Source organism: Brumimicrobium aurantiacum (assembly GCF_003402975.1).
GTDB classification, from domain to species: domain Bacteria; phylum Bacteroidota; class Bacteroidia; order Flavobacteriales_D; family Crocinitomicaceae; genus Brumimicrobium; species Brumimicrobium aurantiacum.
Genome location: NZ_QURB01000002.1, coordinates 275,846 through 298,090, shown reverse-complemented (window position 1 = coordinate 298,090; position 22,245 = coordinate 275,846). Strand labels below are relative to the sequence as shown.

Sequence of the window (22,245 nt, the reverse complement as noted above, 5' to 3'; positions counted from 1 at the left end):
AGTTAGAAACAGTTTGGAGGAAGAGTTCTGAATATACGGCTGAAATTAACCATACCGCAGGTGAAAACAGTATTGAGCAAGAGTTTTGAGCATACAGGCGTAATCAACAATGTTCATAGGTAAAAGATAGTTTGGAGGAAGAGTTCTGAATATACGGCTGAAATTAACCATACCGCAGGTGAAAACAGTATTGAGCAAGAGTTTTGAGCATACAGGCGTAATCAACAATGTTCATAGGTAAAAGATAGTTTGGAGGAAGAGTTCTGAATATACAGCAGAAACTAACCAATCCGCAGGTGAAATCTCAGCGTTCCAACAACTACACGAACCTCTGCGAAACTTTGCGAAAACTTTGCGTCCCGACAGCTGTACGGGACTCCGCGGTAAAGAAAAAAACACCGCAGGTGTCCATATTCCAATCTCACCGTGAAATTCTAACCAATAAGAGTGAGAAACAGAGTGAAAACGAAGTGTTAAACACTACTTCCCCTTAACCTTCAATACATCCACTGCTTCCTCAATTCCTTTAATCGTCAATGGAAACATTCTGTCCTTCATCACTTTTTGAATCATTCCAATGGATTGTGTGTATTTCCATTCATTTTTAGCAACTGGATTTAACCAAACAAAATAGGGGAAGTGATCAATCATTCGTTCCAGCCAAACTTGACCTGGTTCTTCGTTGTAATGCTCAACGCTTCCCATTCTAGAAAATATTTCATAAGGGGACATCGATGCGTCTCCAACAAAAACAACGCGGTAATCATTATTAAAGGTATTAAACATTGTTTCTGTTGGCGTTTTATCATCCCAACGACGCACATTGTCTTTCCAAACATTCTCGTATAAACAGTTGTGGAAATAGAAAAACTCTAAGTGCTTAAATTCATACTTAGCTGCTGAAAATAATTGTGAACATAACGCAATATGATCGTCCATAGAACCACCAATATCGAATAGCAATAATACTTTTACAACATTTTTTTTTGATGGAACCATTTCAACTTCCAGCATACCACTATTCTTGGCTGTACTTCGTATAGTTTTATTTAGATCGATTTCTTCAGATTTTCCTTCTCGACTCAATATTCGTAACTTTCGAAGGGCCATTTTCATATTACGCGTTCCGAGTTCTTCATCCTGACTTAAATCTTTGAAGTTTCGTTTGTCCCAAACTTTAACAGCTTTTCGATGTCGACTTTTGTCTTGTCCAATGCGAATTCCTTCTGGATTATAACCATAAGCTCCAAAAGGGGAGGTTCCTCCAGTTCCAATCCATTTATTCCCTCCTTGATGACGCTCTTTTTGTTCTTTTAAAAGCTCCGCCATCCTGTCGATTAAACTTTCTAAATCACCCTGACTCTTTATGTTTGCTAATTCTTCAGGAGAAAACAAACGTTCACCATTTTTACGCAACCATTCATCAGGTATATTTAAAATATCTGAAGACTTAATTTGTTCTATTCCTTTAAAATAAACTGCGAAAATTTGATCAAACAGGTCTAAATGTTCCTCGTGTTTTACAAGAATAGTACGAGACAAAAAATAAAAGTCATCTACATTATATGCTGGGACATTTTTTTCTAAAGCACCTAATAAATCCAAGTACTCACGCAATGTTACAGGAACATCTCTATCTCTCAATAATAAGAAAAAATCTAAGAACATTTTAAGGGCGTTTTATCGTAGAATTGCTTTGTCTTGCTCATTTTTCAATAATGCACCCAAGAAAGGAATATCCTTTTTACCTTGCATTACTTCATCCAATTCGTTGGCGTTTATTTTTCCTACCATCAAAAGTTTAATCCAGTCGATAATCTCGCTCGTAGAAGGTTTCTTTTTAATGTTACGTTGATTTCTGATTGCATAGAATAAATCCATTGCACTTTCTACAAGATCTTGCTCTAAATTAGGAAAGTGAACTTCTACAATTTTTTTTAATGTTTCTCTGTCAGGAAAGGAAATGTAGTGGAAGAAGCAACGTCTTAAAAAAGCATCCGGAAGTTCCTTTTCGTTATTAGAAGTGATAATTATGATTGGACGATGTTTTGCAACAATTTCTTCACCCGTTTCATAACAAAAGAATTGCATTTTATCGAGCTCCAACAGTAAATCATTTGGAAATTCGATATCAGCTTTGTCTATTTCGTCGATCAATAGAATTACACGTTCATCCGCTTCAAAAGCTTGCCAAAGTTTTCCTTTCTTAATGTAATTAGCAATGTCATCTACTTTATCATTTCCCAATTGAGAGTCACGTAAACGAGAAACAGCATCATATTCATACAAACCTTGTTGAGCAGTTGTTGTAGACTTTACATGCCAATTGAAAAGAGGCTTATCTAATGATTTCGCAATCTCATGAGCCAGTAATGTTTTTCCTGTTCCAGGTTCACCTTTGATCAACAAAGGCTTTTCTAATGTTATTGCTGCATTAATGGCAACTTTTAAATCGTGCGATGCAATATATTTTTCTGTTCCTTCAAATTTGTTCATATCCTCGAAATTCGTTTGTTGCAAAAATAATTTTTATTTTACCTTCACAGATATTTCCATATCAAATACAGCAACGATTTCTCCATCTGTATTTTTGGCTTCAACTTTTATCCATTTATTGACACGTTCCTTAGTTGACATAGCTTCATCGAAGGCTTGCTTCACCAATTGACCTTCACTTGAATTGAAATAAACATCCGAAGTTGCACGTTTTAAAAAATCAGCTTTTACGGCTTTAAATGCAAAGGAAACCTTGACGCCTGATTGTTCTGCGAAATAGAAAGCATGCAGGCCCGCAGCAATATCAGCTCCAACAGCCAAACTTCCGAAATACATGGATTTCAAATGATTTTTTGTTCGGCGATTTAACTTAATACGTACTTGAGAATTGTCATTGTCTAACAGCATCAATTTCGGACGAACATAAGCAATCATAGGAATTTTAAACATTCCCATCATCCACAACAATCGACGCATTTTTTGGAGTGAAATCTTACTTTTGCTCATGGTATTCTTTTACAAACTGATCAATAATTGCTTTAATAGGTCGAACTGATTTTACGTTTTCAATTGTAGGTCCAGCACACCAAAGTGTCTTATAAGTCGCACTAAAAGCAGCTTTTTGTAAAGTTTTCATTCCCCGAATAAAAGTAAAGGCCTTGAACCATTTTTTTAATTTCTTATTCTTATTTAAAAGTTTTTCCAACCAATTCTGATCTGTTCCAATTTTCTCAACATAAGGCGTTTTGATCACGGTACATGGCGTTCCAGACAATTTTGAAGTCATGACGATGTCATTCTTTCCATAATCAATACAGGCTTGCTTATAATCTTCGTTTACACCGGATTCTTCAGAAGCAATAAATACAGAACCGATAGAACATCCTTCAGCACCAAGTTTTAAGGCTTCACGCAGTTCATAGCCATTTCCAACACCACCTGCAGAAATAACAGGAATCTTACAATTCTTTTTTAATTCAGGAATTAGCTCTTTTATAGAAATATTCCCAGCATGTCCACCTGCTTCTTTGTTTACTGCAATAATGGCATCTGCACCAAGTGACTCAACTTTCTGGGCGTATTTTAATGTCGTTACATCACAAAATACTTTGATTCCGTGCTTATGGGCTTGGTCAATAGTTTCTTTTGGAGATCCCAAACTCGTGATAATATAATCCACCTTTTCCTCACAAATTACCGCAAGCTGTTCTTTATAAGTGAAGTTACTTTTGTTGACAATAAGATTAATTCCAAATGGACCTTTTGCTTTCGCTTTAACCTCACGAATTGCTAATTTTAACTCCTCAGTAGTTCTATAATTCATTGCTGGAATAGCTCCAGTTGCTCCAGCTTTTATTGCTGAAATGATCATTTCGGTGTTAGAAACCAAAAACATTGGAGCAAGAATAATAGGGTAGCGGATATCGAGCATTTCACTCAACGCAGTTTTTATTTCAGAATTTTCCATATGCTAAAACTATAAAATAATTTTATGTATGCATAGAAATAATCTGATTTATTTCCACAAACTAATGATTAAAGCACTAACAATAGAAAAATTTTTTTTTGACTTTTGATTGTTATAACTATAATATGGATCCGCTCCAGAAAGTAATCTACCTTCGAGTCTCAAAAGGAAAGCGCGACCTGGTTGGTAATCTATATTGAGTGAAGCGCCAACATTTTCAAATCCATCATTTTCTTCAGTTATTGCAACACTATTATTTGGATCTAAAAAGTATTCAACCCGTGCAGCTGCATTCCACCTTTTATTGAAGTCATACTGATAGACAGCGATTGCGCCCAACCAACTACCAATATCATTCGGGTCTTTCACCAATTGATCCACGCCAAAATCTATCCCAGCGATTATATTAGACTTTTCTTTACTGTATTTTGCATAAAAATTATGGAAAAATCTATTTTCAACTCTTGACAAGGCAGGAACAGCACCTTCCAAATCAACCCTTCCAATAAAAGAACTACTATTAAATTTCCATTTCTCGTTGGGTGTATAAATTAGGGTGTGACCAAAAGAAGGGTAACCATGTATCATTTGCTGCCAACCATTTGAAAACAACAATTCCATTTCCCATTTTTTATTACTTGTAGTAAATCCTAATTTCGCCGCATTCAGATAATAAGGAGAACTTTCTGCTAATAAGCTTCGCGTAAGGGTTAAACATTCGCGACTTCGCACATTTTCAAACCCTAAGTTCGATTCCATAATACCAAATTCAAACCATAGATCATGTTTTTTGAGTATTTTAAATCCTAGGGTAGCTTCATAAATATGTTTAAAAATAGAAGGTTCATGTGCAGAATTTTGTTTTACATACGTTCCTCCCATAAAGAGTAGATTGCCTTTAAAACGGTTTCTTTTATAATCTATCCCACCAATTGCAGAATTAATATTGATCTGATTGTGATCTGTAAAATTATATAAAAAACTAGGACGCTCATCGTTAGAGGGTTGCGCAAAGTCAAAACCATAATAAGTCTCTAAATACGCATTTATAGCTAATTTAGGGGTGATATTAATACTATTACTCACTTGACTAAACAACTGATTACCAAATAATAAAACAACAGCAAACAAAGTACTACTTAAAGCATTAAAGTTCATATTTTCTTTGGTTAAATTTTAAAAAGTTTTCTATCTTAGCCAAGATACAAAATACTTCAGAAATAAAGTGCTATTAACTATTCATAGTGAATAACCTTAACATAAAGGAGCCAAAATACTAAGAAATAGATAGTATATTTGTTTGAATACTCATTAATTCGTGTTTTAAAATATGGCGCAAGAGAATAATTATACAGAAGACAATATACGTTCACTCGATTGGAAAGAGCATATACGCTTACGTCCAGGAATGTATATTGGAAAGCTCGGTGACGGTGCTTCTGCAGATGATGGTATCTATATTCTTATGAAAGAAGTCATTGATAACTGTATTGATGAATTCGTAATGGGAAATGGGAAGCGCATCGATATTAAAATCAAGAACGGAAAAGTTTCTATCCGTGATTACGGTCGTGGAATTCCGCTTGGAAAGGTTGTAGATGTTGTTTCCAAAATAAATACTGGAGGGAAGTATGATTCCAAAGCCTTTAAAAAATCTGTAGGTTTAAATGGAGTCGGTACAAAAGCGGTAAATGCATTAAGTAGCCATTTCAAAGTTTATTCTGTTAGAGACGGCAAACTGAAGAGTGCAACTTTTGAACGAGGTGTTCTGATTGATGACCCTAAAATTGAAGAATCTAAAGAGAGAAATGGAACTTTCGTTGAGTTTTACCCTGATGAGCAAGTATTTAAAAAGTTCGCCTATAAATTTCCTTACATCGAGAAAATGATTTGGAACTATTGTTACCTCAATAGGGGATTAGCAATATATTTTAATGGTGAAAAGTTTGAGTCAAAAAACGGATTAAAAGATTTACTGGAAAACAACCAAGATGGAGATCCATTATATCCAATTATTCACCTGGAAGGTGAAGATATCGAGGTTGCGTTTACACACGGTCGAACTTATGGAGAAGATTATTACTCATTTGTAAATGGTCAGCATACCACGCAAGGAGGAACTCACCACAGTGCATTTAGAGAATCTGTAGCACGTGTAATAAAGGATTTTTTCAATAAGAATTATGAAGCTTCAGACATTCGTCAATCAATTGTAGCAGCTATTTCTGTTAAGGTGATGGAGCCTATTTTCGAATCTCAAACAAAAACCAAATTAGGTTCGCAAGAGGTTGCGCAAGGAGGAAAATCGATGCGTGCTTTTATTAATGACTTCCTTAAAACAAAGTTAGACAACTATTTACATAAGAATAGCGAAACTGCTGAAATTCTTGAAAAGAAAATAAAGCAATCGGAAAAGGAACGTAAGGAGCTTTCTGGAATTCGTAAAATAGCACGTGAAAGAGCGAAAAAGGCCAACTTACACAATAAAAAATTAAGAGATTGTCGTGTTCATTTAACAGATCAGAAGAATGAACGATGTGACGAAACAACGTTGTTTATTACAGAGGGAGACTCTGCATCTGGATCAATAACTAAATCTAGAGACGTAAATACACAAGCTGTATTTAGTTTGAGAGGTAAGCCTTTGAATACACATGGCTTAACCAAGAAAGTTGTTTACGAAAACGAGGAATTTAACCTTATTCAAGCAGCTTTAGATATAGAAGATGACATGGATAATTTGAGATACAACAAGATTGTTATTGCAACTGATGCCGATGTCGATGGTATGCACATTAGAATGTTACTGTTAACTTTCTTCTTGCGTTTCTTCCCAGATTTGGTAAAACGAAACCATGTTTATGTATTGCAAACACCTTTATTTAGGGTAAGAAATAAGAAAAAAACACGATACTGCTATTCTGAAGAGGAAAGAAGAGAAGCGCTTGTTGCATTAGGAAAAACTGCTGAAATCACACGATTTAAAGGACTTGGGGAGATTTCTCCAGATGAATTTAAATACTTTATAGGTGAAGATATTCGATTAGAACCAGTACTAATCAGTAAGGAAGCTTCAATTGAAGAGGTCCTTTCTTTTTATATGGGTAAAAATACACCTTCAAGGCAAGAGTTTATTATTGAAAATCTTCGCGTTGAGACAGATATCGCTGAAGAAGTAGCAAACGATAAAGAAAAAATAGAAAAAGCATCTTAAAATTATGGCTGAAGATAATAATCACGAAGAAGAGGAAAACAATAACATTCCTGATGATGAAAATGAAAGTAGTGAGGATGTAAACGGTATCAAAAAAGTCGATGAAAACATCACTTCTTTGAATGGACTTTATGAAAACTGGTTTCTTGACTATGCTTCTTATGTTATTTTAGAACGTGCTGTTCCAGGATTAAACGATGGTTTAAAACCTGTTCAACGTCGTATTCTTCACTCTATGAAAGACATGGAGGATGGTCGTTACAACAAGGTAGCCAATATTATTGGTAATACCATGAAATACCATCCGCATGGAGACGCTTCTATTGGTGATGCTTTGGTTCAATTGGGTCAAAAAGAATTATTGATCGATATGCAAGGAAACTGGGGTAATACTTTAACAGGTGATAGTGCTGCTGCTCCTCGTTATATTGAAGCCCGACTTTCTAAATTTGCTTTACACGTTGCCTTTAATGCGAAAACGACCAAATGGCTAACGAGTTATGATGGTCGTAATAAAGAACCTGAGGATTTACCAATGAAATTTCCTTTGCTTTTGGCACAAGGAGCAGAAGGTATTGCTGTTGGTTTGGCTTGTAAAATTTTACCGCACAACTTTAATGAACTAATCGATAATTCAATTAATCATTTACGTGGAAAAAAAGTAGAAATCTTCCCTGACTTCTTAACAGGAGGAATGGCTGACTTCACCAATTACAATGATGGGTTACGTGGAGGTAAAGTACGTGTTCGTGCTAAAATTAATAAGGTAGACAACAAAACATTAAGCATAACAGAAATTCCATTTGGTACGAATACTTCTTCTTTAATTGATTCGATCTTAAGGGCCAACGATAAGGGGAAAATTAAGATCCGCAGAATCGATGATAATACAGCTGCAGAAGCGGAGATTTTAATTCACTTGACCAGCAATGTTTCTCCAGATAAATTAATTGATGCGCTTTATGCTTTTACAGATTGTGAGGTTTCTATTTCTCCTAATTCAACAGTAATTGACAAAGAAAAGCCTAGGTTTTTAGGGATGAGTGAAATTCTCAAAGAGAACACTGATTCTACTGTTCGTTTGTTAAAGCTGGAACTTGAGATTCGTAAAAATGAATTGGAAGAATCATGGCACTTTAGTTCACTAGAAAAGATTTTCATTGAAAACAAAGTCTACAGTCTTATAGAAGATGAGGAAACATGGGAAGGTGTTATTTCAGCTATTGACAATGGTTTAAAGCCATATATCAAGCACCTTAAACGTGAAGTTACGCGTGATGATATTATCCGATTGACTGAAATTAAGATTAAACGAATCTCTAAGTTTGATAAATTTAAAGCTGATGAAATCATTCAACGAATTGAAGAGGAATTAGCTACTGTTATTCACAACATTGAAAATATTATTGATTTCTCCATTGCTTACTTTAAAGATTTAAAGAAAAGATTTGGAGAAGGGAAGGAGCGTAAAACTGAAATTAGAGTTTTCGACAATATAAATGCATCTAAAGTTATTATCGCCAATGAAAAACTTTATGTTGATTACAAAGAAGGATTTATTGGATATAAATTAAGAAAGGCTGAATACGTTCAAGATTGTTCAGAAATAGATGATGTTATTGTCTTCTTCGATACCGGAAAAATGATGGTCACCAAAATTGCCGACAAGAAATTTGTTGGAAAGGGTATTGTCCATGCTGCAGTATGGAAAAGAGGGGATAAGCGAAGAATTTATCACTTAATTTATAAAGATGGTAAAAGTGGAAATTCATATATGAAACGTTTCTTTGTAAACTCCATTACAAGAGATAAAGAATATGACTTAACGACTGGGAAGAAAGGTTCAAAAATGCACTATTTCTCTTGTCATCCAAATGGAGAAAAAGAAATTGTAAGCATTAATTTAAGGGCGCGAACACATTTAAAAAGATTGAAATTTGATGTTGATTTTAGTGAACAATTAATAAAAAGTCGTTCAGCTAAAGGGAATATCGTGAGTAAAGAGGCCATTTCTAAAGTTACACAGAAAGAAGTCGGAGGTTCAACACTTGCCGCAAGAAAAATATGGTATGATGATATTGTTGGACGTTTAAATGATGATCAACGTGGTAAATTCCTTGGTCGTTTTAGAGGAGATGATAAAATACTAACGCTCTACAAAAACGGTGAGTATCGATTGTCAAATTTCGATTTAACTACCCATTTCGATGATGATATGATTCACATAGAGAAATGGAAACCGGAACATGCAATTTCTGCGGTGTATTATGATGGAGAAAAAGAAATTCATTACGCAAAACGTTTTGTATGTGAAGTAACCACTGATAGACGTGTTCCATTTATTCCTGAATCTGAAGGGACTGAGTTAGACGCTGTTTCAACAGCTTATCAGCCGGAAGTAAAGATTGTGTACAACAAATTGCTAAAAGCAACTAAACATCTTCCAGATAGAATTGAACGACTTGATGAATTCATCGATGTAAAAGGTATGAAGTCCATTGGTAATCAGTTGGAAAAACTAAAAACCAAAGAGATTCAACTAACACATCCTATTGAAGGAAACACGCCTTGGCCTGATGAAGCTGAAGAAGAGGACAATGATGATGAAAACGATGATGACTCAGGAAGTGACAATGGTCCTGATGATGGAAATGATGATCAGCCTGATGATGCTCCTAAATCTGGAGGTGGAGAAGCTAAATCATCAAATCAATCTGAAAAAGAACAGTCTAGGGATGATGGGAAGAAATCTGAAATACCTAAAAAAGAACTTATTCCACCTAAACCTAGAAAACGTAGTTTATCTAGAAGACCTTTAAAAGATCAACCTGCTCGTCAGGTAGAATGGGATTTGTTTAGTCAGACAGAAGAAGATAAAAAGAAAAAATAAGATAATTCTAATATTTTACGAAAGGGCCTGGGAATGAAAATTTCTAGGCTTTTTTCATTTTAAATGAATATGTTAACGATGGATTAACATTCATTCGGCTTTTTATCAGTTTCTTTGCATCGATTTTTCCAATATAGAATGATAAATTATCGTTCTGAATGGAAGTAAATTTGCATCAATGTCAATAGTTGAAACTTACTTTAATAACTCATTAGGGAAATTGAATCCCCTGAGAAACTCTATCAAATTAGCCTTATCGATTATTTTCCTATTTATTGGTTCTCAAATCAATGGACAAGTTCTCTTTCAGGAATCATTTAACGTTAATGATGGAATGACGAACGGTTCTGCCAATGGTGTTAACTGGTCTTCATCATGTCCAGATTGTGTTAGTGGAGATTATTGGGAAACTAAAAATGGTTTTTTTGAAGGACGTGATACAAATGGAGAAGCAGTATGGGAAAACGTTTCACCTATTGATATTTCAAATTGTGGTAATATTGAAATCAATTTTGATATTGAAAGCGTTGGAAGTATGGAAGACTGCAACACAGGATGTAATTCTGTTGATTGGGTTCGTTTTCAATACAATATAGATGGAACAGGCTGGACAGATCCTTCTAATTCCTATATGTGTGCTGGACAATGCGCTGGTTTCAATGTTGTTACATCTGGAGATACTCCATTTATGAATTACACAACTGGATGTATTCCAACGACGGGAAGTAATTTACAAATTCGAATATCTGTTCAAGCCTGGTCTGGAAGTGAATACTGGAGAATAGATGATATTACTGTCAGTTGTGGCGGAGGAAATGCTGGAACAAATGCTTCGATAACACTATGTAACACAGCTTCGAGTACAAATTTATTCAACGAACTAGGAGGAAACCCAGACAATAATGGAACTTGGTCAGGACCTTCAATGCTTACCAATGGAAATTCAGGAACATTTGATCCATCAACAATGACGGTAGGGACATATACTTATACAGTTGGTTCTGGAAATTGTCAAACTTCTTCAACGGTTGATGTTACTATAAATTCAACTGGAAATACTGGAACAAATGCTTCGATTGCACTATGTAACACAGCTTCAAGCACAGATTTATTTAATGAACTAGGAGGTAACCCTGACAATAACGGAACGTGGACAGGACCTTCATCTTTAAATAACGGAAATTTAGGGACATTTGATCCTTCTACAATGACGGCAGGGACATATACTTATACAGTTGGTTCTGGAAGTTGTCAAGCTTCTTCAACAGTTGACGTAACGGTTAATTCGACAGGAAATGCGGGAACCAACAATACCATTTCACTTTGTGATGTTGATTTGCCGGTAGATTTATTCAATCAATTAGGCGGAAATCCAGATAATAACGGTTTTTGGTCAGGACCTTCAGCGCTTACAAATGGAAATTTAGGAACATTTGATCCTTCTACTATGACAGCAGGAACATATACCTATACAGTTGGATCTGGAAATTGTCAAACTTCTTCAACGGTTGCCGTAACGGTGAATACAACAGGTAACGCTGGAACAAACAATACGGTTACACTTTGTAGTAATGCTGCAGCAATCAATTTACATGATAAACTAGGAGGGAACCCTGATAATTCTGGAATATGGACTGGACCCTCAAATTTAGCAAATGGAAGTTCAGGTAATTTTGATCCTGCAGCGATGAATGCCGGAATTTACACGTATACGGTTGGAACAGGAAATTGCCAAACAAATGCTTCAGTAGAAGTTATAATTAACCCAACTGGAAATGCAGGGACAGGCAATACACTATCTTTATGTGATAATACTTCGTCGGTAAATTTATTCAACGAACTAGGCGGAAACCCAGACAATAATGGTGTTTGGACTGGACCATCGACCTTAACCAACGGAAATTCGGGAACATTTGATCCAGCAACGATGAATGGAGGCGTTTACACCTATACAATTGAAAACGGTAATTGCGTAGCAACATCAACAGTAAGTGTGACTTTAAATAACGCGCCAAATGCACAATTTTCTTCCAATAAATCAACAATTTGTGCAAATGAGGAAGTGCAATTTTCATCAGGAAATATAAATTCTGTCAATTGTTTTTGGGATTTTGGTGACGGAAACACGAGTACTAGTTGCAATAACACAAGTAATTTATATTCCACAGAAGGAATTTACGATGTTAGCCTAACGGTAACAGATCTAAACGGCTGTATATCAAGTCATACAGAAAGCAATATGATAGAAGTTCTTCCAACACCAAAAGCTAAATTTACGACAGAAACGAAATCAATTCCAGTAGGGGAAGTCACAGTTGACTTTATAAACCAATCTGAAAATGCCAACACATATCAGTGGAACTTTGGAGATGAATCACCCGTTGAAAGTGACTTTGATGCAATACATTATTACACTGTTTCAACTCAGGACAATTTCATAATCACGTTAACAGCAACCAATAATGCGGGTTGTTCAGATTCATTCTCCATTCAAATTGATGTAGAAAACGAAGTGACGTATTTTGTTCCAAATGCATTTACACCTAATGGCGACTTTGATAATGAAACGTTTAAACCTTCATTTAATTTAGATTTTAAACCAGATTCGTATGATTTTCTAATCTACAACCGTTGGGGAGAACTTTTATTCGAATCTCACGATCCACAAGTTGGATGGGATGGAACATATCTAAATAATGTTGTTCAATCAGGAACGTATATATGGATAATGCGTTTTAGTAATGAAAACGATATAAATTTATTTACAGAAAAGGGAAGCCTCACAGTAATCAAATAATATAATTGAACAGGATAAAGTATAAATGTTTATTGTACTTAAAAACCCTATTTAACATAATATTAATTATAAGACAAAAGTGTGATACTTTATAAATACACAATTAGGAAGCATTTTAAGAGTAATTCCTTCAAGATTTAATTTATTCTTATAACATTTCGATACTTGCGCAATTAAACTCATTTAAAAATGATCGTCTAGGAATATATTTTAGGATAATCATAATTAATCTTAGTAAAGAATTTTCTAAGCTAAATTGTTAGCCTAAAAAATGTCACAAATGACTAAAAACGTTTTCATAAAAGCTCAATGATATATTCAAATAAAATATTGATTATTCTACGAAAATGAATTGGAAAATACTAAGGATGCAAAAAGAGAATTTGTAAGGAATAATCAACAGATTATTAAATATTTCTGAAATAATATGATAAAGTTTTGAGTCAAAAAGTTAATGATAAGCTCAATAAAAATATCTGGTTACTTAACAATCATAATAATTGTATTGTATAATTAACCTTTGAAAAAGTTATCTATAATCTTGGCATATTTAATGAATATTATCTCTTTCAAAAGTAATAATCGATTTTTCAAGAGCTTAACTCCCCTATTGATTACATTATTTTCAATATTTATTCAAAGAATAATCAAAGAAATGTGTTTGGTCAAATTTTATGATGTACTTTTGCACACATTTTAATTTGAAGCAATGAAACGTATTAATCAATACAAAAAGTTATTTAATGTTGAATCGGATATCGATTTGGCACAACTCAAGAAAACTTACCGTTCTTTAGTCAAAGAGTGGCATCCAGATAAATTTCAAGAGCAAGATGAAAAAGCAGCCATGGCAGAGGAAAAAAGCCGTGAAATTACACAAGGATATGAGTTCTTGATTAGTATTGCTCCTGAAACGAAGAAAAACAACGCAGAAGAATACCAAAACTTAATGAATACTGGTGCTATCGTTGACTTTCAATGGAAAAATCAAGTATTAGAAGTTGAATTTACAAATGGAAGTACTTATGAATACTTTGGAGTTTCAAAACCGTTGTACATCAAATTTGTAAACGCAGACAAGCAATTTAGATTTGGAAAAAGAAAAATCTTTACTACTTGTTTATATAGAAAATCGAAAAGAGATGTTGTAGCTTAAGTTTTACGCTCTTTTTTACATTATATAATCTTAAGGTTGCTATTAATTTAGTTACCTTTTTTTGTTTGTACCATTTTCTTATAAGGAGTAACTGATTTAGAGTTTCTATTATGAAGTTATATAATAGATTTCTCCTCATTCATTTATTAATTCAATTGGTGAGGGATTCATCCCTCACCAATTGGAATTGTGTGTTGTCCAAAAGTGGTAACTGATTTAGAGTTTCTATTTTGAAGTTTCAAATAAGCTCACAGTAAGAATTAGCTTCTTTTCTTTTTCGCATTATTCATTCTTGTCTACTTTTAATTGAATTCATGAGCTTCCTTCGGTCGGTTGCTCCAAATAGAGAGAAAACGAAGTTTTTGAAGACGAAACAGTAAGAAGCGTTAGTGCCGAAACTGTTAGGATAAAAAGAGCTAGCGCCTGATATTTTTTCTTGTCTCCACTCCTGAAAGTCGATAATGTCGGTGATCTCCTCAGACGAGCTGAGAAGCTTCCGCCATTATTAGCGATTTTCAGCACGCTTCACCGTCAAAAAAACATAAAGCGCGTCCCACCTATCAACATACATTTTCCTTTAATTGATTAATTTCCCTCCTTTTTCCAAAAGGCCCAAAAACTAAAAAACCATTTTGAATCTACTCTTCTATGAACAGTAAATTCAAAATGGTTTGAATATATATTGAAAAGCCTGTAATTAATGCAATAGCAATGATTCGACCTTCAAAAAGAAAAATGAATTAAGCTAAGTCTACATTAACAGCGTCCATTCCTTTTCTACCACGAACAACATCATAAGTTACCTTATCATTTTCGTTAATTTCATAATTAACGTTGTTGATATGGAAGAAGTATTTCTCTCCGTTATTGTTGTCATTGATAAATCCGAATCCTTTACTACTGTCGTAAAAGGCAACTGTCCCAATATTAACATCTGGTTCTCCAGAATCTTCTTTTTTAGGAACTCCAATGACGATGTCTTCAGCTTCAATTTCTTCTGGTTCTCTAACCTGCTCATCTGGCGGAGTATCCGTTAGGTTTCCATAAGCATCTACATAAGCAATCATGTCATCCAAACTTCCGCCTTGATTGTTGTCTTCCTGACGTTGCTCACGCTTTGCTTGTTTTTCCTTTTTCTTTTTTGCTTTTTTCTTTTCTTTCTCTCGTTTACTAAACGATTCTTGCGATCTACCCATTTATAATTTTAAAATGTTTTTTGCTTTTTGCTACCTAAAGCATATTGTTTAAGATTGATAAAACGAATCAATCGTTGGTGTAGCAATTCCAACTCTCCAAAATTAAGGAAATAATAGTAAAAAACACAAATAAAATATTACTTAATTGTAAATAAGTAAAGTATGAGGTCTACTTATTTGTTTTCTATCCATTCAATGATTTTTTCATCGTTTGGAGCTGTTTTAGAATAGTAAACTGCTTCTAATGTACCGTCCTTATTGATAAGGTATTTTTGAAAATTCCATTTTACTTCGCTGTCCATTTGGCCATTTAAATTTTTGGTTGTTAAAAACCTATACAACGGAATTTGATTTTCTCCTTTCACATTCACTTTCGACATCATTGAAAATGTTACACCATAGTTTTTCTGACAAAAGACTGCGATTTCTTCGTCTGTTCCTGGCTCTTGTTTCATGAATTGATTAGAAGGGAAACCTAAAATAACAAAATCTTGTTCACCATATTTTTCATAAATAGCTTGCAATTGTTCATACTGTGGCGTGAATCCACATTTAGAAGCTGTATTTACAATCATGACCTTTTTCCCTTTAAATTCAGATAAGTCCAGTGTTTCACCTTCGATTGTTGTTACTTTAAAATCATAGATTGTTTGCTTTTGACCATATACAAATGCAGTACAAAATAGAAGCATGCTTAAGAGTGTAATTTTCATCTTTTCAGTTTATTGATTTATACTAAAACAACAATAATTGGAATTTGTTTAGCGGTAATGCAATTCTACTGTTGTTGCACCTTTTCCGTATTTTCTAAAATCAGAATCATAGAATTCTAAGCCTTCTTTACCTTCTAAAAAATGACGTATCTCAGCTTTCAGTACTCCTTCTCCTACTCCATGAATAACGACAAGTTTTCTGATGTTTTTTTCACGTGCTTTTCGGAAAAATCGTTTAAATTCAATTAATTGGTGGTTTAACAATTGACCGTTGCTCATTCCACGTTCTGTATCCATCAAAACATGCGTATGTAGATCAATTTCCCATGAATCTTTATGCTTTGTAATATCGCCTAACTGTTCTTCGTAAGTAACTGTTTCTTCAATAACATCATTAATATCGAAATTATCAGTTAGAATATTGCTTTGATCACCGTGAATAGAATTTAAATCAGACTCCATAAATTCTCTATCGAAGCCTGTTTCATCTTCAACAATTACGATATTTTCATTTTTATAAGATTGTACTATTCCTCCTCCGACTTCTCTAAGGAAGCCCACTTTTTCACCTATTTTGAAACGCATGAACAATTGAATTGAAATCTGTTGAAAAAATAGCGTATACAGAAAGAAAAATTCCTCCTAACCACATCGCCAACATAAATGTTTTATAAAGTAGTGTAGCATCTTTTTTAGTAGGTGGAAATAAAACTCCATCGACCTGTTTAGCCACAATTTGATTATATCGCTCTTCTTCATTGTACTCCTCGATGTCGTTTAAAACTGGAGTATGATCAATAATGATTTGCTTAATTTTAGAATAGGTTTTATTTGAAATGTCTTCATAATTTGATTCATATTCAATATCGTCTTCTTTCATTTCTTTACGTATCAAGTAAAGTTTGTGTTTATTCTTAACGCGAAATCCTAACAATAATCCAAAGATAATTACCAACCAAGAATTAAAGTATAGCCCCACTCCAGCAATAGCCAATGAGGATAAAACAGTAAAAATTAATTGTGCAAATTCATAATTATTAAAAAACAAAATGCGCATGAGTTGTCCCCCATCAAGTGGGTCAATCGGAATTAAATTCATCACATTCAGTAAAATCAAAATAACCCCGAGTTGAATGGATAACGAATTGTCAAGTCCGCCATAAATCAATAAAAATGCACCAAGAATGATTCCTGGTAAAGGTCCAGCCAATACCATCAACGAACTTTCAATTTGCGAATAGATTTTCTTTCGTCCCGAAACCATGGCACCCATAAATGGAATAAACAACATATTTAACTCTTCATACTTGAAAAGCTTCATTACTAGAAAATGACCTAACTCATGAAACAGCAGAACAGCTATTAATAAAGTAATTAAGTAATAATCATCTAGAATTAACGAGAAGGTTATAGCGAATAAAACCATTGATAAGATGGTCAGGGAAATATGACCACCACTCTTTTTTTTAATTAAAGCTGGTTTTTGAGGATATTGTTGTTCGATATTTTCCATTTACACCAACAAAATTAAGTTAATTCAAGTTTATACACAAATTATATATTATTTTCGTCGCTCTATGATTCAAGCCTCAAACATAACGAAAGCGTACGACCAAGTAAAAATACTGAAAGGAATTGATTTAACGGTCAAAGAAGGAGAATTAATCTCAATTGTTGGTGCTTCAGGTGCTGGAAAAACCACACTTCTTCAAATTTTAGGAACTTTAGAACGTCCCGATGACGGTATTTATAAAGTAGATGATCGAACACCATTTGAACTGTCGCAGAAACAATTAGCGAAGTTTAGAAATGAGTATGTTGGTTTTGTATTTCAATTTCATCAGTTATTGCCAGAGTTTACAGCCATTGAAAACGCTATTTTACCTGCGCTTATTCGTGGTGATCAGAAAAGTGATGCCGAAAAAAGAGCAAAAGAATTGTTTTCTTTCTTGAATTTAAAGAATAGAGATTCGCATAAACCTTCTGCCCTTTCCGGTGGTGAACAACAAAGAGTAGCTGTGGCAAGAGCATTGATGAACTCACCAAAAGTGATTTTAGCAGATGAACCATCTGGGAATTTAGATACAAAAAACTCTGAAGAATTGCATCAATTGTTCTTTAGTCTACGTGAAAATTTTGGTCAAACGTTTATCATTGTGACGCATAACACCCAATTGGCAGATATCTCAGATCGAAAATTAGAAATGGCTGATGGAAGATTTATTTAATCTGAATAACAAAGAAATAAAAGATTTACTTGAAGTAAAGGTTAAACAGTTTAATGCGGTTGATTTTATTCAGGACGACCCTATTCTACTCCCTCATCAATTCAAGAGAAAACAGGATATTGAAATCATTGGATTTATTGTTGCCCTTATTGCTTGGGGAAAACGCAAGATGATTATCAATAATGGTGAAAAGTTGATTAAACTCATGAATCACGCTCCATTTGAGTATATTTTAGACTATGAAAAAGGAATGCTTCCTGAAAAAGCCTTTACGCATCGTACTTTTAATACGGATGATTTAGATTTTGTTTTTCGTTCATTAAAGCGCTGCTATCAAGAAAACGATTCATTAGAAGCTTGGTTTCAACTGAAGGACGGAGAAAAAGGAGTAAAACAACGCATCATTAATTTTAGAAATCATTTTTTAGCAACTCCTCACGAAAAACGCAGTGAAAAACATATTGCAAATCCAGGAAAAGGTTCGGCAGCCAAACGCATCAACATGTTTTTAAGATGGATGGTCCGAAAAGACGAAAATGGCGTTGATTTTGGGATTTGGAAAGACATTCAAATGAATGAACTTTTCCTTCCACTCGATGTCCATACCGGAAATGTAGCAAGAAAACTCGGTTTAATTACAAGAAAACAAGACGATTGGAAAGCGCTCGAAGAATTAATTGAGAATTTACGTAAAATGGATGATAATGATCCTTGTAAATATGATTTTGCATTGTTTGGACTGGGGGTTAGCGGGGAATTATAACGCAAGTTTAAAAAGTGAACAAATATTCATGAGGACAAAAGATCTAATATGGCTTATAAAAAACTAAAACTGTGGTTTGATAAAGAATTAGCTGAGTTGTTAGCTGACAAAATTATTCGGTTTTATCCTGATTTTAATAAGTCTTCCTTTATAAAAACAATTGATCAAAAAGTTCCAAAACTTGAATTAAAAGATAGAGTCGAAATAATTGCTGATGAATTAAGTAGTCATTTATCAACAGATTACGAAACGAATGCAAGAGTTCTAATTCAAATTTTAGGACCAGAAAACGAAGAAGAAGTAGGAATGTTTACCAATTTCTATTGGATTATGCCTATTGCCAAATACGTTGAGAAATATGGATTAAATCATTTTGAGCCTTCCATGGGCTTGATTGAGGAGATTACAAAACGAAACACTGGAGAATATGCTATTCGACCATTTATTCAGGCTCATCCTGAAAAAACAATGCAAAAAATGGAAGATTGGTCAACAAACCAGAATAAACACATCCGGCGATTATCCAGTGAAGGTGGCAGACCCAGACTTCCTTGGGCAACAAAACTAGATCCATTCATTAAAGACCCATCTCCTCTGCTACCGATTTTAAACAGTTTAAAAGACGATAAATCCAAATATGTTCAAAAATCTGTGGCCAACTGTATTAATGACATTTTAAAGGACAATAAAGAAGTTGGGATTCAATTAATTGAAAGTTGGAAAGAAGAAAATATGAGTAAAGAGCGCAAATGGATTATAAAGCATGCGTTGAGAAATTTGATTAAAAACGGAGAAATAACAGAATAATCTAAAATGACCCTTTGTATCATTAATCCATTGTATTTTAAGTAATTAACAATTATAGTGAATTCATGTTATTTTTTTTAAAGTAATGAAAATGACCCTTGTAACTACAATTTTTCTTTGTTTGGATTAGGTGTGAGTGGTGAGATGTGAAACTTCCAAAAATCGTTAAAACAAGATGTTGATGGTGAATTTTTATTACCTTAAAAGGACAAATTAATATCACAAATCAATTTATACATCACATGAAAAAAATTATAGTAATTAGTTTATTGGTTATTGCTGCAATCATAATTGGAGTGTTGACTTTTATCATTGGAGCAATTAAATTTCTTATTGGTGGAATTTCCTTAGGTACACTTCTCCTTGTTGTATTGATTTTATGGTTAGCGTGGAAAATTAATGACTAACAAATTAATTTTATCTTTAACGTATTATGCTCAAGACAAGAGTTTGGGTGTTTTTTTTAAATTTTAAATACAAATAAATGCAAGGAAATACCGAAGAATCATTTAAACACGGTTGGTTTTTTAAATCCATAGCACGTCTAATTGGGTTGATTTTTACTGTTTTAGGAGCAATTGTCCTTTTATCTTTTAATATTATTGCTGTTGTTTTTGGCGCAATAATGCTTGTATTTGGTTTGTATATGCTCACCGGAAATTCAGGAATAGATATTGATTATAAACAGAAGTTATTTAAAGAATATAACCAAGTGGCAGGAATAAAATTTGGAGAATGGAAATCATTAGACGACTACCCTTTTCTTACCGTATTAAAAGCAAACAAATCAAATAAAGCTTCTGACATCACTGGATTGAATAAAACAATTTCTACAAATGAGCATCTTGGAGTTTATTTGCTGACCAATTCCCATCGAAAAAAGATTTTATTGTCTAGAACTTCAAATAGAATGCAAGATGCAACAGCAGAAGCAACACGTATTGCAGAATTGACAGATAAAGAAATGATGAAATATAATCCAAGAAGATTTTTAAAACCACGTCATTAACAGTGTAACTTCTAATAAATTCAAGCTAACTTTGTGGGAATGGAAAATATTTCAAACAGAGCATTGATTAGTCGTTTATTTAAATCGGCTGAAGACCATGTAGCAATGGCAAATTTAGACGAAAATAATTGGGAGCACTCCTACTCTACGGTTCAAGAACTCACTGTTCCAGAGAAAATGGTTTATATCATTGTAAAATTGAATCAAGCGGTAACTTCAGGAGGATTTAGTAACTTCTATGAATCATCATTGGGCATATTCGCTCCTGAAATTATTCATGTTTTTAATGAAATTAAAGCCAATGAATCGGCTCGAATCGTTGTAGACTCTCTAGATATTGTCAATCAAATTGGCTTGTTAGATCATGCTTTTAAATCATTTGTGTTCAATATTCAATTGTCAGAACATCAACGTATGCAGCTTTATACTTTGGATATTCGCTACGATCAACTGCAAGATGCCGAAAACTTGGAGGATTTGCTTGGAGATTATTTACAAGAGTTGATAAAATTATAAGCTTTTCCTTTTAAAACCATTATAGCACTTCAAATGGCACATCGCTTTTATTTAAAGTCAGACAAAGACCAAGTAAAGACCCAGTTACACATTGCGTTTTTAGCTTTATTTTTTAATGCAGTCGCTTTTTTTATTGCCATTATCACAGGTTTGTATTTTCTGTTTTTTATATTCTTAGTAATTTCTTTAACCTTAATTGCTCCATTTATAGATGTTCCCCAATTGAAAAAATCAGGAAAGTTTATCTACTATTCAAATCTATTTTTGGCTGAAAAAGAGAAAGACGGAATCATTAAAGTACATGGTGGAACTTTGTTTGACTATGTTTTTACTTTAGAAAAATCATGGTCACCTCAAAAACGTAAAAGTTACATTTTGCAACAATATTTAGAAGGACTTTTGACTTTGATTGAAACTTTTGAAAATCAAGACAAGATAAAAATCAAAGGAACGACCTATTTTGTTAATGCTAAAACACTGAAGCGATTTGGATTTAAAAAGGTTTCTACTGACAATATTCAAAAATTCATTTTGTTCTATAATTATTTCAATTTATTGGTATCTAATTCGTTTGTTCATCAAAAACTTTCTTTTCCTAGCATGAGAAATTTAGCTACATTTGAAGGAGAAATAAGTGAAATAGGGAAACAAAAGGAATTGATTGAAACCTTAAATCAAAAATTGAAAAAACAATAAAATCTATGCAAACCTAAGTTACAAATGTTGCACTTTACAAATATGCTATTTTCTAATTTCACCAATAAATTGTAATGATGAAAAATAGAATTCTTAAAAACTGGTCTATCATTCGCGTTGTTTATGTGATTTTAGGAACAATGATTCTTGTTCAAACCGCTATGAATAGAGAATGGTTAGGTGTTTTAATTGGAGCGTATTTTGTTATTATGGGCTTGTTTTCGATTGGATGTGCATCGGGAAACTGTGCGATTGATTCTTCCAAAAACCCCGTCCAAACGAATAAAAACAATTAA

The 22,245-nt window shown here is 33.7% G+C and carries 21 protein-coding genes; 12 read left to right on the top strand and 9 right to left on the bottom strand.

Annotated elements, in window-relative coordinates; genetic code table 11:
- Window positions 1–480 precede the first annotated feature (480 nt).
- Genes DXU93_RS04580 through DXU93_RS04560 form a run of 5 tightly spaced genes read right to left on the bottom strand, consistent with a single transcriptional unit; the run spans window position 481 to window position 5,122 of the window.
- A complete protein-coding gene (locus DXU93_RS04580) occupies window positions 481–1,668 on the bottom strand; it encodes a vWA domain-containing protein (RefSeq protein WP_116880079.1) in 1,188 nt (395 codons plus the stop codon).
- Window positions 1,669–1,680: 12 nt separating this feature from the next.
- A complete protein-coding gene (locus tag DXU93_RS04575; protein ID WP_116880078.1) occupies window positions 1,681–2,496 on the bottom strand; it encodes an AAA family ATPase in 816 nt (271 codons plus the stop codon).
- 33 nt (window positions 2,497–2,529) lie between these two features.
- Entirely contained in the window at window positions 2,530–3,003 is a 474-nt protein-coding gene (locus tag DXU93_RS04570) for a DUF4442 domain-containing protein (RefSeq protein ID WP_205679230.1), read from the bottom strand.
- A complete protein-coding gene (locus tag DXU93_RS04565; RefSeq protein WP_116880077.1) occupies window positions 2,990–3,964 on the bottom strand; it encodes an NAD(P)H-dependent flavin oxidoreductase in 975 nt (324 codons plus the stop codon). The genes DXU93_RS04570 and DXU93_RS04565 overlap by 14 nt, the downstream gene beginning before the upstream one ends.
- A gap of 48 nt (window positions 3,965–4,012) precedes the next feature.
- Complete coding sequence (locus DXU93_RS04560) at window positions 4,013–5,122, bottom strand: outer membrane beta-barrel protein (RefSeq protein ID WP_116880076.1); 1,110 nt, start codon at window positions 5,120–5,122, stop codon at window positions 4,013–4,015.
- 172 nt (window positions 5,123–5,294) lie between these two features.
- On the opposite strand from DXU93_RS04560, the gene DXU93_RS04555 reads away from it, so the two are divergent.
- The 4 genes from DXU93_RS04555 (at window position 5,295) to DXU93_RS04540 (ending at window position 14,021) form a co-directional block, all read left to right on the top strand.
- Entirely contained in the window at window positions 5,295–7,178 is a 1,884-nt protein-coding gene (locus DXU93_RS04555) for a DNA topoisomerase IV subunit B (protein WP_116880075.1), read from the top strand.
- 4 nt (window positions 7,179–7,182) lie between these two features.
- A complete protein-coding gene (locus DXU93_RS04550; protein WP_116880074.1) occupies window positions 7,183–10,068 on the top strand; it encodes a DNA gyrase/topoisomerase IV subunit A in 2,886 nt (961 codons plus the stop codon).
- Window positions 10,069–10,246: 178 nt separating this feature from the next.
- Window positions 10,247–12,865 carry a PKD domain-containing protein gene (locus DXU93_RS04545; RefSeq protein ID WP_116880073.1) on the top strand — a complete coding sequence of 873 codons (2,619 nt, stop codon included), beginning with the start codon at window positions 10,247–10,249 and terminating at the stop codon, window positions 12,863–12,865.
- Window positions 12,866–13,574: 709 nt separating this feature from the next.
- Window positions 13,575–14,021: a KTSC domain-containing protein gene (locus DXU93_RS04540; RefSeq protein ID WP_116880072.1), complete on the top strand. Its 447-nt coding sequence runs from the start codon at window positions 13,575–13,577 to the stop codon at window positions 14,019–14,021.
- Window positions 14,022–14,761: 740 nt separating this feature from the next.
- On the opposite strand, the gene DXU93_RS04535 is transcribed toward DXU93_RS04540, so the two are convergent.
- The 4 genes from DXU93_RS04535 to DXU93_RS14950 form a co-directional block, all read right to left on the bottom strand.
- On the bottom strand, window positions 14,762–15,217 hold the full coding sequence (locus DXU93_RS04535; RefSeq protein WP_116880071.1) for a cold-shock protein: 456 nt from the start codon (window positions 15,215–15,217) through the stop codon (window positions 14,762–14,764).
- 173 nt (window positions 15,218–15,390) lie between these two features.
- Window positions 15,391–15,930: a glutathione peroxidase gene (locus DXU93_RS04530; protein WP_116880070.1), complete on the bottom strand. Its 540-nt coding sequence runs from the start codon at window positions 15,928–15,930 to the stop codon at window positions 15,391–15,393.
- 48 nt (window positions 15,931–15,978) lie between these two features.
- On the bottom strand, window positions 15,979–16,515 hold the full coding sequence (locus tag DXU93_RS04525) for a Smr/MutS family protein (protein ID WP_116880069.1): 537 nt from the start codon (window positions 16,513–16,515) through the stop codon (window positions 15,979–15,981).
- Window positions 16,496–17,443 carry a site-2 protease family protein gene (locus tag DXU93_RS14950; RefSeq protein ID WP_123776044.1) on the bottom strand — a complete coding sequence of 316 codons (948 nt, stop codon included), beginning with the start codon at window positions 17,441–17,443 and terminating at the stop codon, window positions 16,496–16,498. The genes DXU93_RS04525 and DXU93_RS14950 overlap by 20 nt, the downstream gene beginning before the upstream one ends.
- Before the next feature lie 64 nt (window positions 17,444–17,507).
- Here DXU93_RS14950 and DXU93_RS04520 point away from each other — a divergent pair, with 64 nt between their 5' ends.
- From DXU93_RS04520 to DXU93_RS04490, 8 genes are all read left to right on the top strand, one after another.
- Entirely contained in the window at window positions 17,508–18,158 is a 651-nt protein-coding gene (locus DXU93_RS04520) for an ABC transporter ATP-binding protein (RefSeq protein WP_116880068.1), read from the top strand.
- Window positions 18,142–18,921, top strand: coding sequence for a TIGR02757 family protein (locus tag DXU93_RS04515; RefSeq protein WP_240623423.1), 780 nt, complete (start codon window positions 18,142–18,144; stop codon window positions 18,919–18,921). The genes DXU93_RS04520 and DXU93_RS04515 overlap by 17 nt, the downstream gene beginning before the upstream one ends.
- 48 nt (window positions 18,922–18,969) lie before the next feature.
- Window positions 18,970–19,728, top strand: coding sequence for a DNA alkylation repair protein (locus DXU93_RS04510; protein ID WP_116880067.1), 759 nt, complete (start codon window positions 18,970–18,972; stop codon window positions 19,726–19,728).
- A 242-nt stretch (window positions 19,729–19,970) separates the two neighbouring features.
- On the top strand, window positions 19,971–20,135 hold the full coding sequence (locus DXU93_RS15005; RefSeq protein ID WP_165851333.1) for a hypothetical protein: 165 nt from the start codon (window positions 19,971–19,973) through the stop codon (window positions 20,133–20,135).
- 77 nt (window positions 20,136–20,212) lie between these two features.
- Window positions 20,213–20,737 (top strand): DUF308 domain-containing protein, encoded by a 525-nt coding sequence (locus tag DXU93_RS04505; RefSeq protein ID WP_116880066.1) that lies wholly within the window; start codon window positions 20,213–20,215, stop codon window positions 20,735–20,737.
- A gap of 39 nt (window positions 20,738–20,776) precedes the next feature.
- Entirely contained in the window at window positions 20,777–21,253 is a 477-nt protein-coding gene (locus DXU93_RS04500) for a DMP19 family protein (protein ID WP_116880065.1), read from the top strand.
- 33 nt (window positions 21,254–21,286) lie between these two features.
- A complete protein-coding gene (locus tag DXU93_RS04495; RefSeq protein ID WP_116880064.1) occupies window positions 21,287–21,949 on the top strand; it encodes a hypothetical protein in 663 nt (220 codons plus the stop codon).
- Window positions 21,950–22,026: 77 nt separating this feature from the next.
- Complete coding sequence (locus DXU93_RS04490) at window positions 22,027–22,245, top strand: hypothetical protein (RefSeq protein WP_123776043.1); 219 nt, start codon at window positions 22,027–22,029, stop codon at window positions 22,243–22,245.

Bases quoted from the DNA above. Each gene is read 5' to 3' on its own strand.
- DXU93_RS04580 (WP_116880079.1), bottom strand. From the start codon at position 1,668: ATGTTCTTAGATTTTTTCTTATTATTGAGAGATAGAGATGTTCCTGTA.
- DXU93_RS04575 (WP_116880078.1), bottom strand. From the start codon at position 2,496: ATGAACAAATTTGAAGGAACAGAAAAATATATTGCATCGCACGATTTA.
- DXU93_RS04570 (WP_205679230.1), bottom strand. From the start codon at position 3,003: ATGAGCAAAAGTAAGATTTCACTCCAAAAAATGCGTCGATTGTTGTGG.
- DXU93_RS04565 (WP_116880077.1), bottom strand. From the start codon at position 3,964: ATGGAAAATTCTGAAATAAAAACTGCGTTGAGTGAAATGCTCGATATC.
- DXU93_RS04560 (WP_116880076.1), bottom strand. From the start codon at position 5,122: ATGAACTTTAATGCTTTAAGTAGTACTTTGTTTGCTGTTGTTTTATTA.
- DXU93_RS04555 (WP_116880075.1), top strand. From the start codon at position 5,295: ATGGCGCAAGAGAATAATTATACAGAAGACAATATACGTTCACTCGAT.
- DXU93_RS04550 (WP_116880074.1), top strand. From the start codon at position 7,183: ATGGCTGAAGATAATAATCACGAAGAAGAGGAAAACAATAACATTCCT.
- DXU93_RS04545 (WP_116880073.1), top strand. From the start codon at position 10,247: ATGTCAATAGTTGAAACTTACTTTAATAACTCATTAGGGAAATTGAAT.
- DXU93_RS04540 (WP_116880072.1), top strand. From the start codon at position 13,575: ATGAAACGTATTAATCAATACAAAAAGTTATTTAATGTTGAATCGGAT.
- DXU93_RS04535 (WP_116880071.1), bottom strand. From the start codon at position 15,217: ATGGGTAGATCGCAAGAATCGTTTAGTAAACGAGAGAAAGAAAAGAAA.
- DXU93_RS04530 (WP_116880070.1), bottom strand. From the start codon at position 15,930: ATGAAAATTACACTCTTAAGCATGCTTCTATTTTGTACTGCATTTGTA.
- DXU93_RS04525 (WP_116880069.1), bottom strand. From the start codon at position 16,515: ATGCGTTTCAAAATAGGTGAAAAAGTGGGCTTCCTTAGAGAAGTCGGA.
- DXU93_RS14950 (WP_123776044.1), bottom strand. From the start codon at position 17,443: ATGGAAAATATCGAACAACAATATCCTCAAAAACCAGCTTTAATTAAA.
- DXU93_RS04520 (WP_116880068.1), top strand. From the start codon at position 17,508: ATGATTCAAGCCTCAAACATAACGAAAGCGTACGACCAAGTAAAAATA.
- DXU93_RS04515 (WP_240623423.1), top strand. From the start codon at position 18,142: ATGGAAGATTTATTTAATCTGAATAACAAAGAAATAAAAGATTTACTT.
- DXU93_RS04510 (WP_116880067.1), top strand. From the start codon at position 18,970: ATGGCTTATAAAAAACTAAAACTGTGGTTTGATAAAGAATTAGCTGAG.
- DXU93_RS15005 (WP_165851333.1), top strand. From the start codon at position 19,971: ATGAAAAAAATTATAGTAATTAGTTTATTGGTTATTGCTGCAATCATA.
- DXU93_RS04505 (WP_116880066.1), top strand. From the start codon at position 20,213: ATGCAAGGAAATACCGAAGAATCATTTAAACACGGTTGGTTTTTTAAA.
- DXU93_RS04500 (WP_116880065.1), top strand. From the start codon at position 20,777: ATGGAAAATATTTCAAACAGAGCATTGATTAGTCGTTTATTTAAATCG.
- DXU93_RS04495 (WP_116880064.1), top strand. From the start codon at position 21,287: ATGGCACATCGCTTTTATTTAAAGTCAGACAAAGACCAAGTAAAGACC.
- DXU93_RS04490 (WP_123776043.1), top strand. From the start codon at position 22,027: ATGAAAAATAGAATTCTTAAAAACTGGTCTATCATTCGCGTTGTTTAT.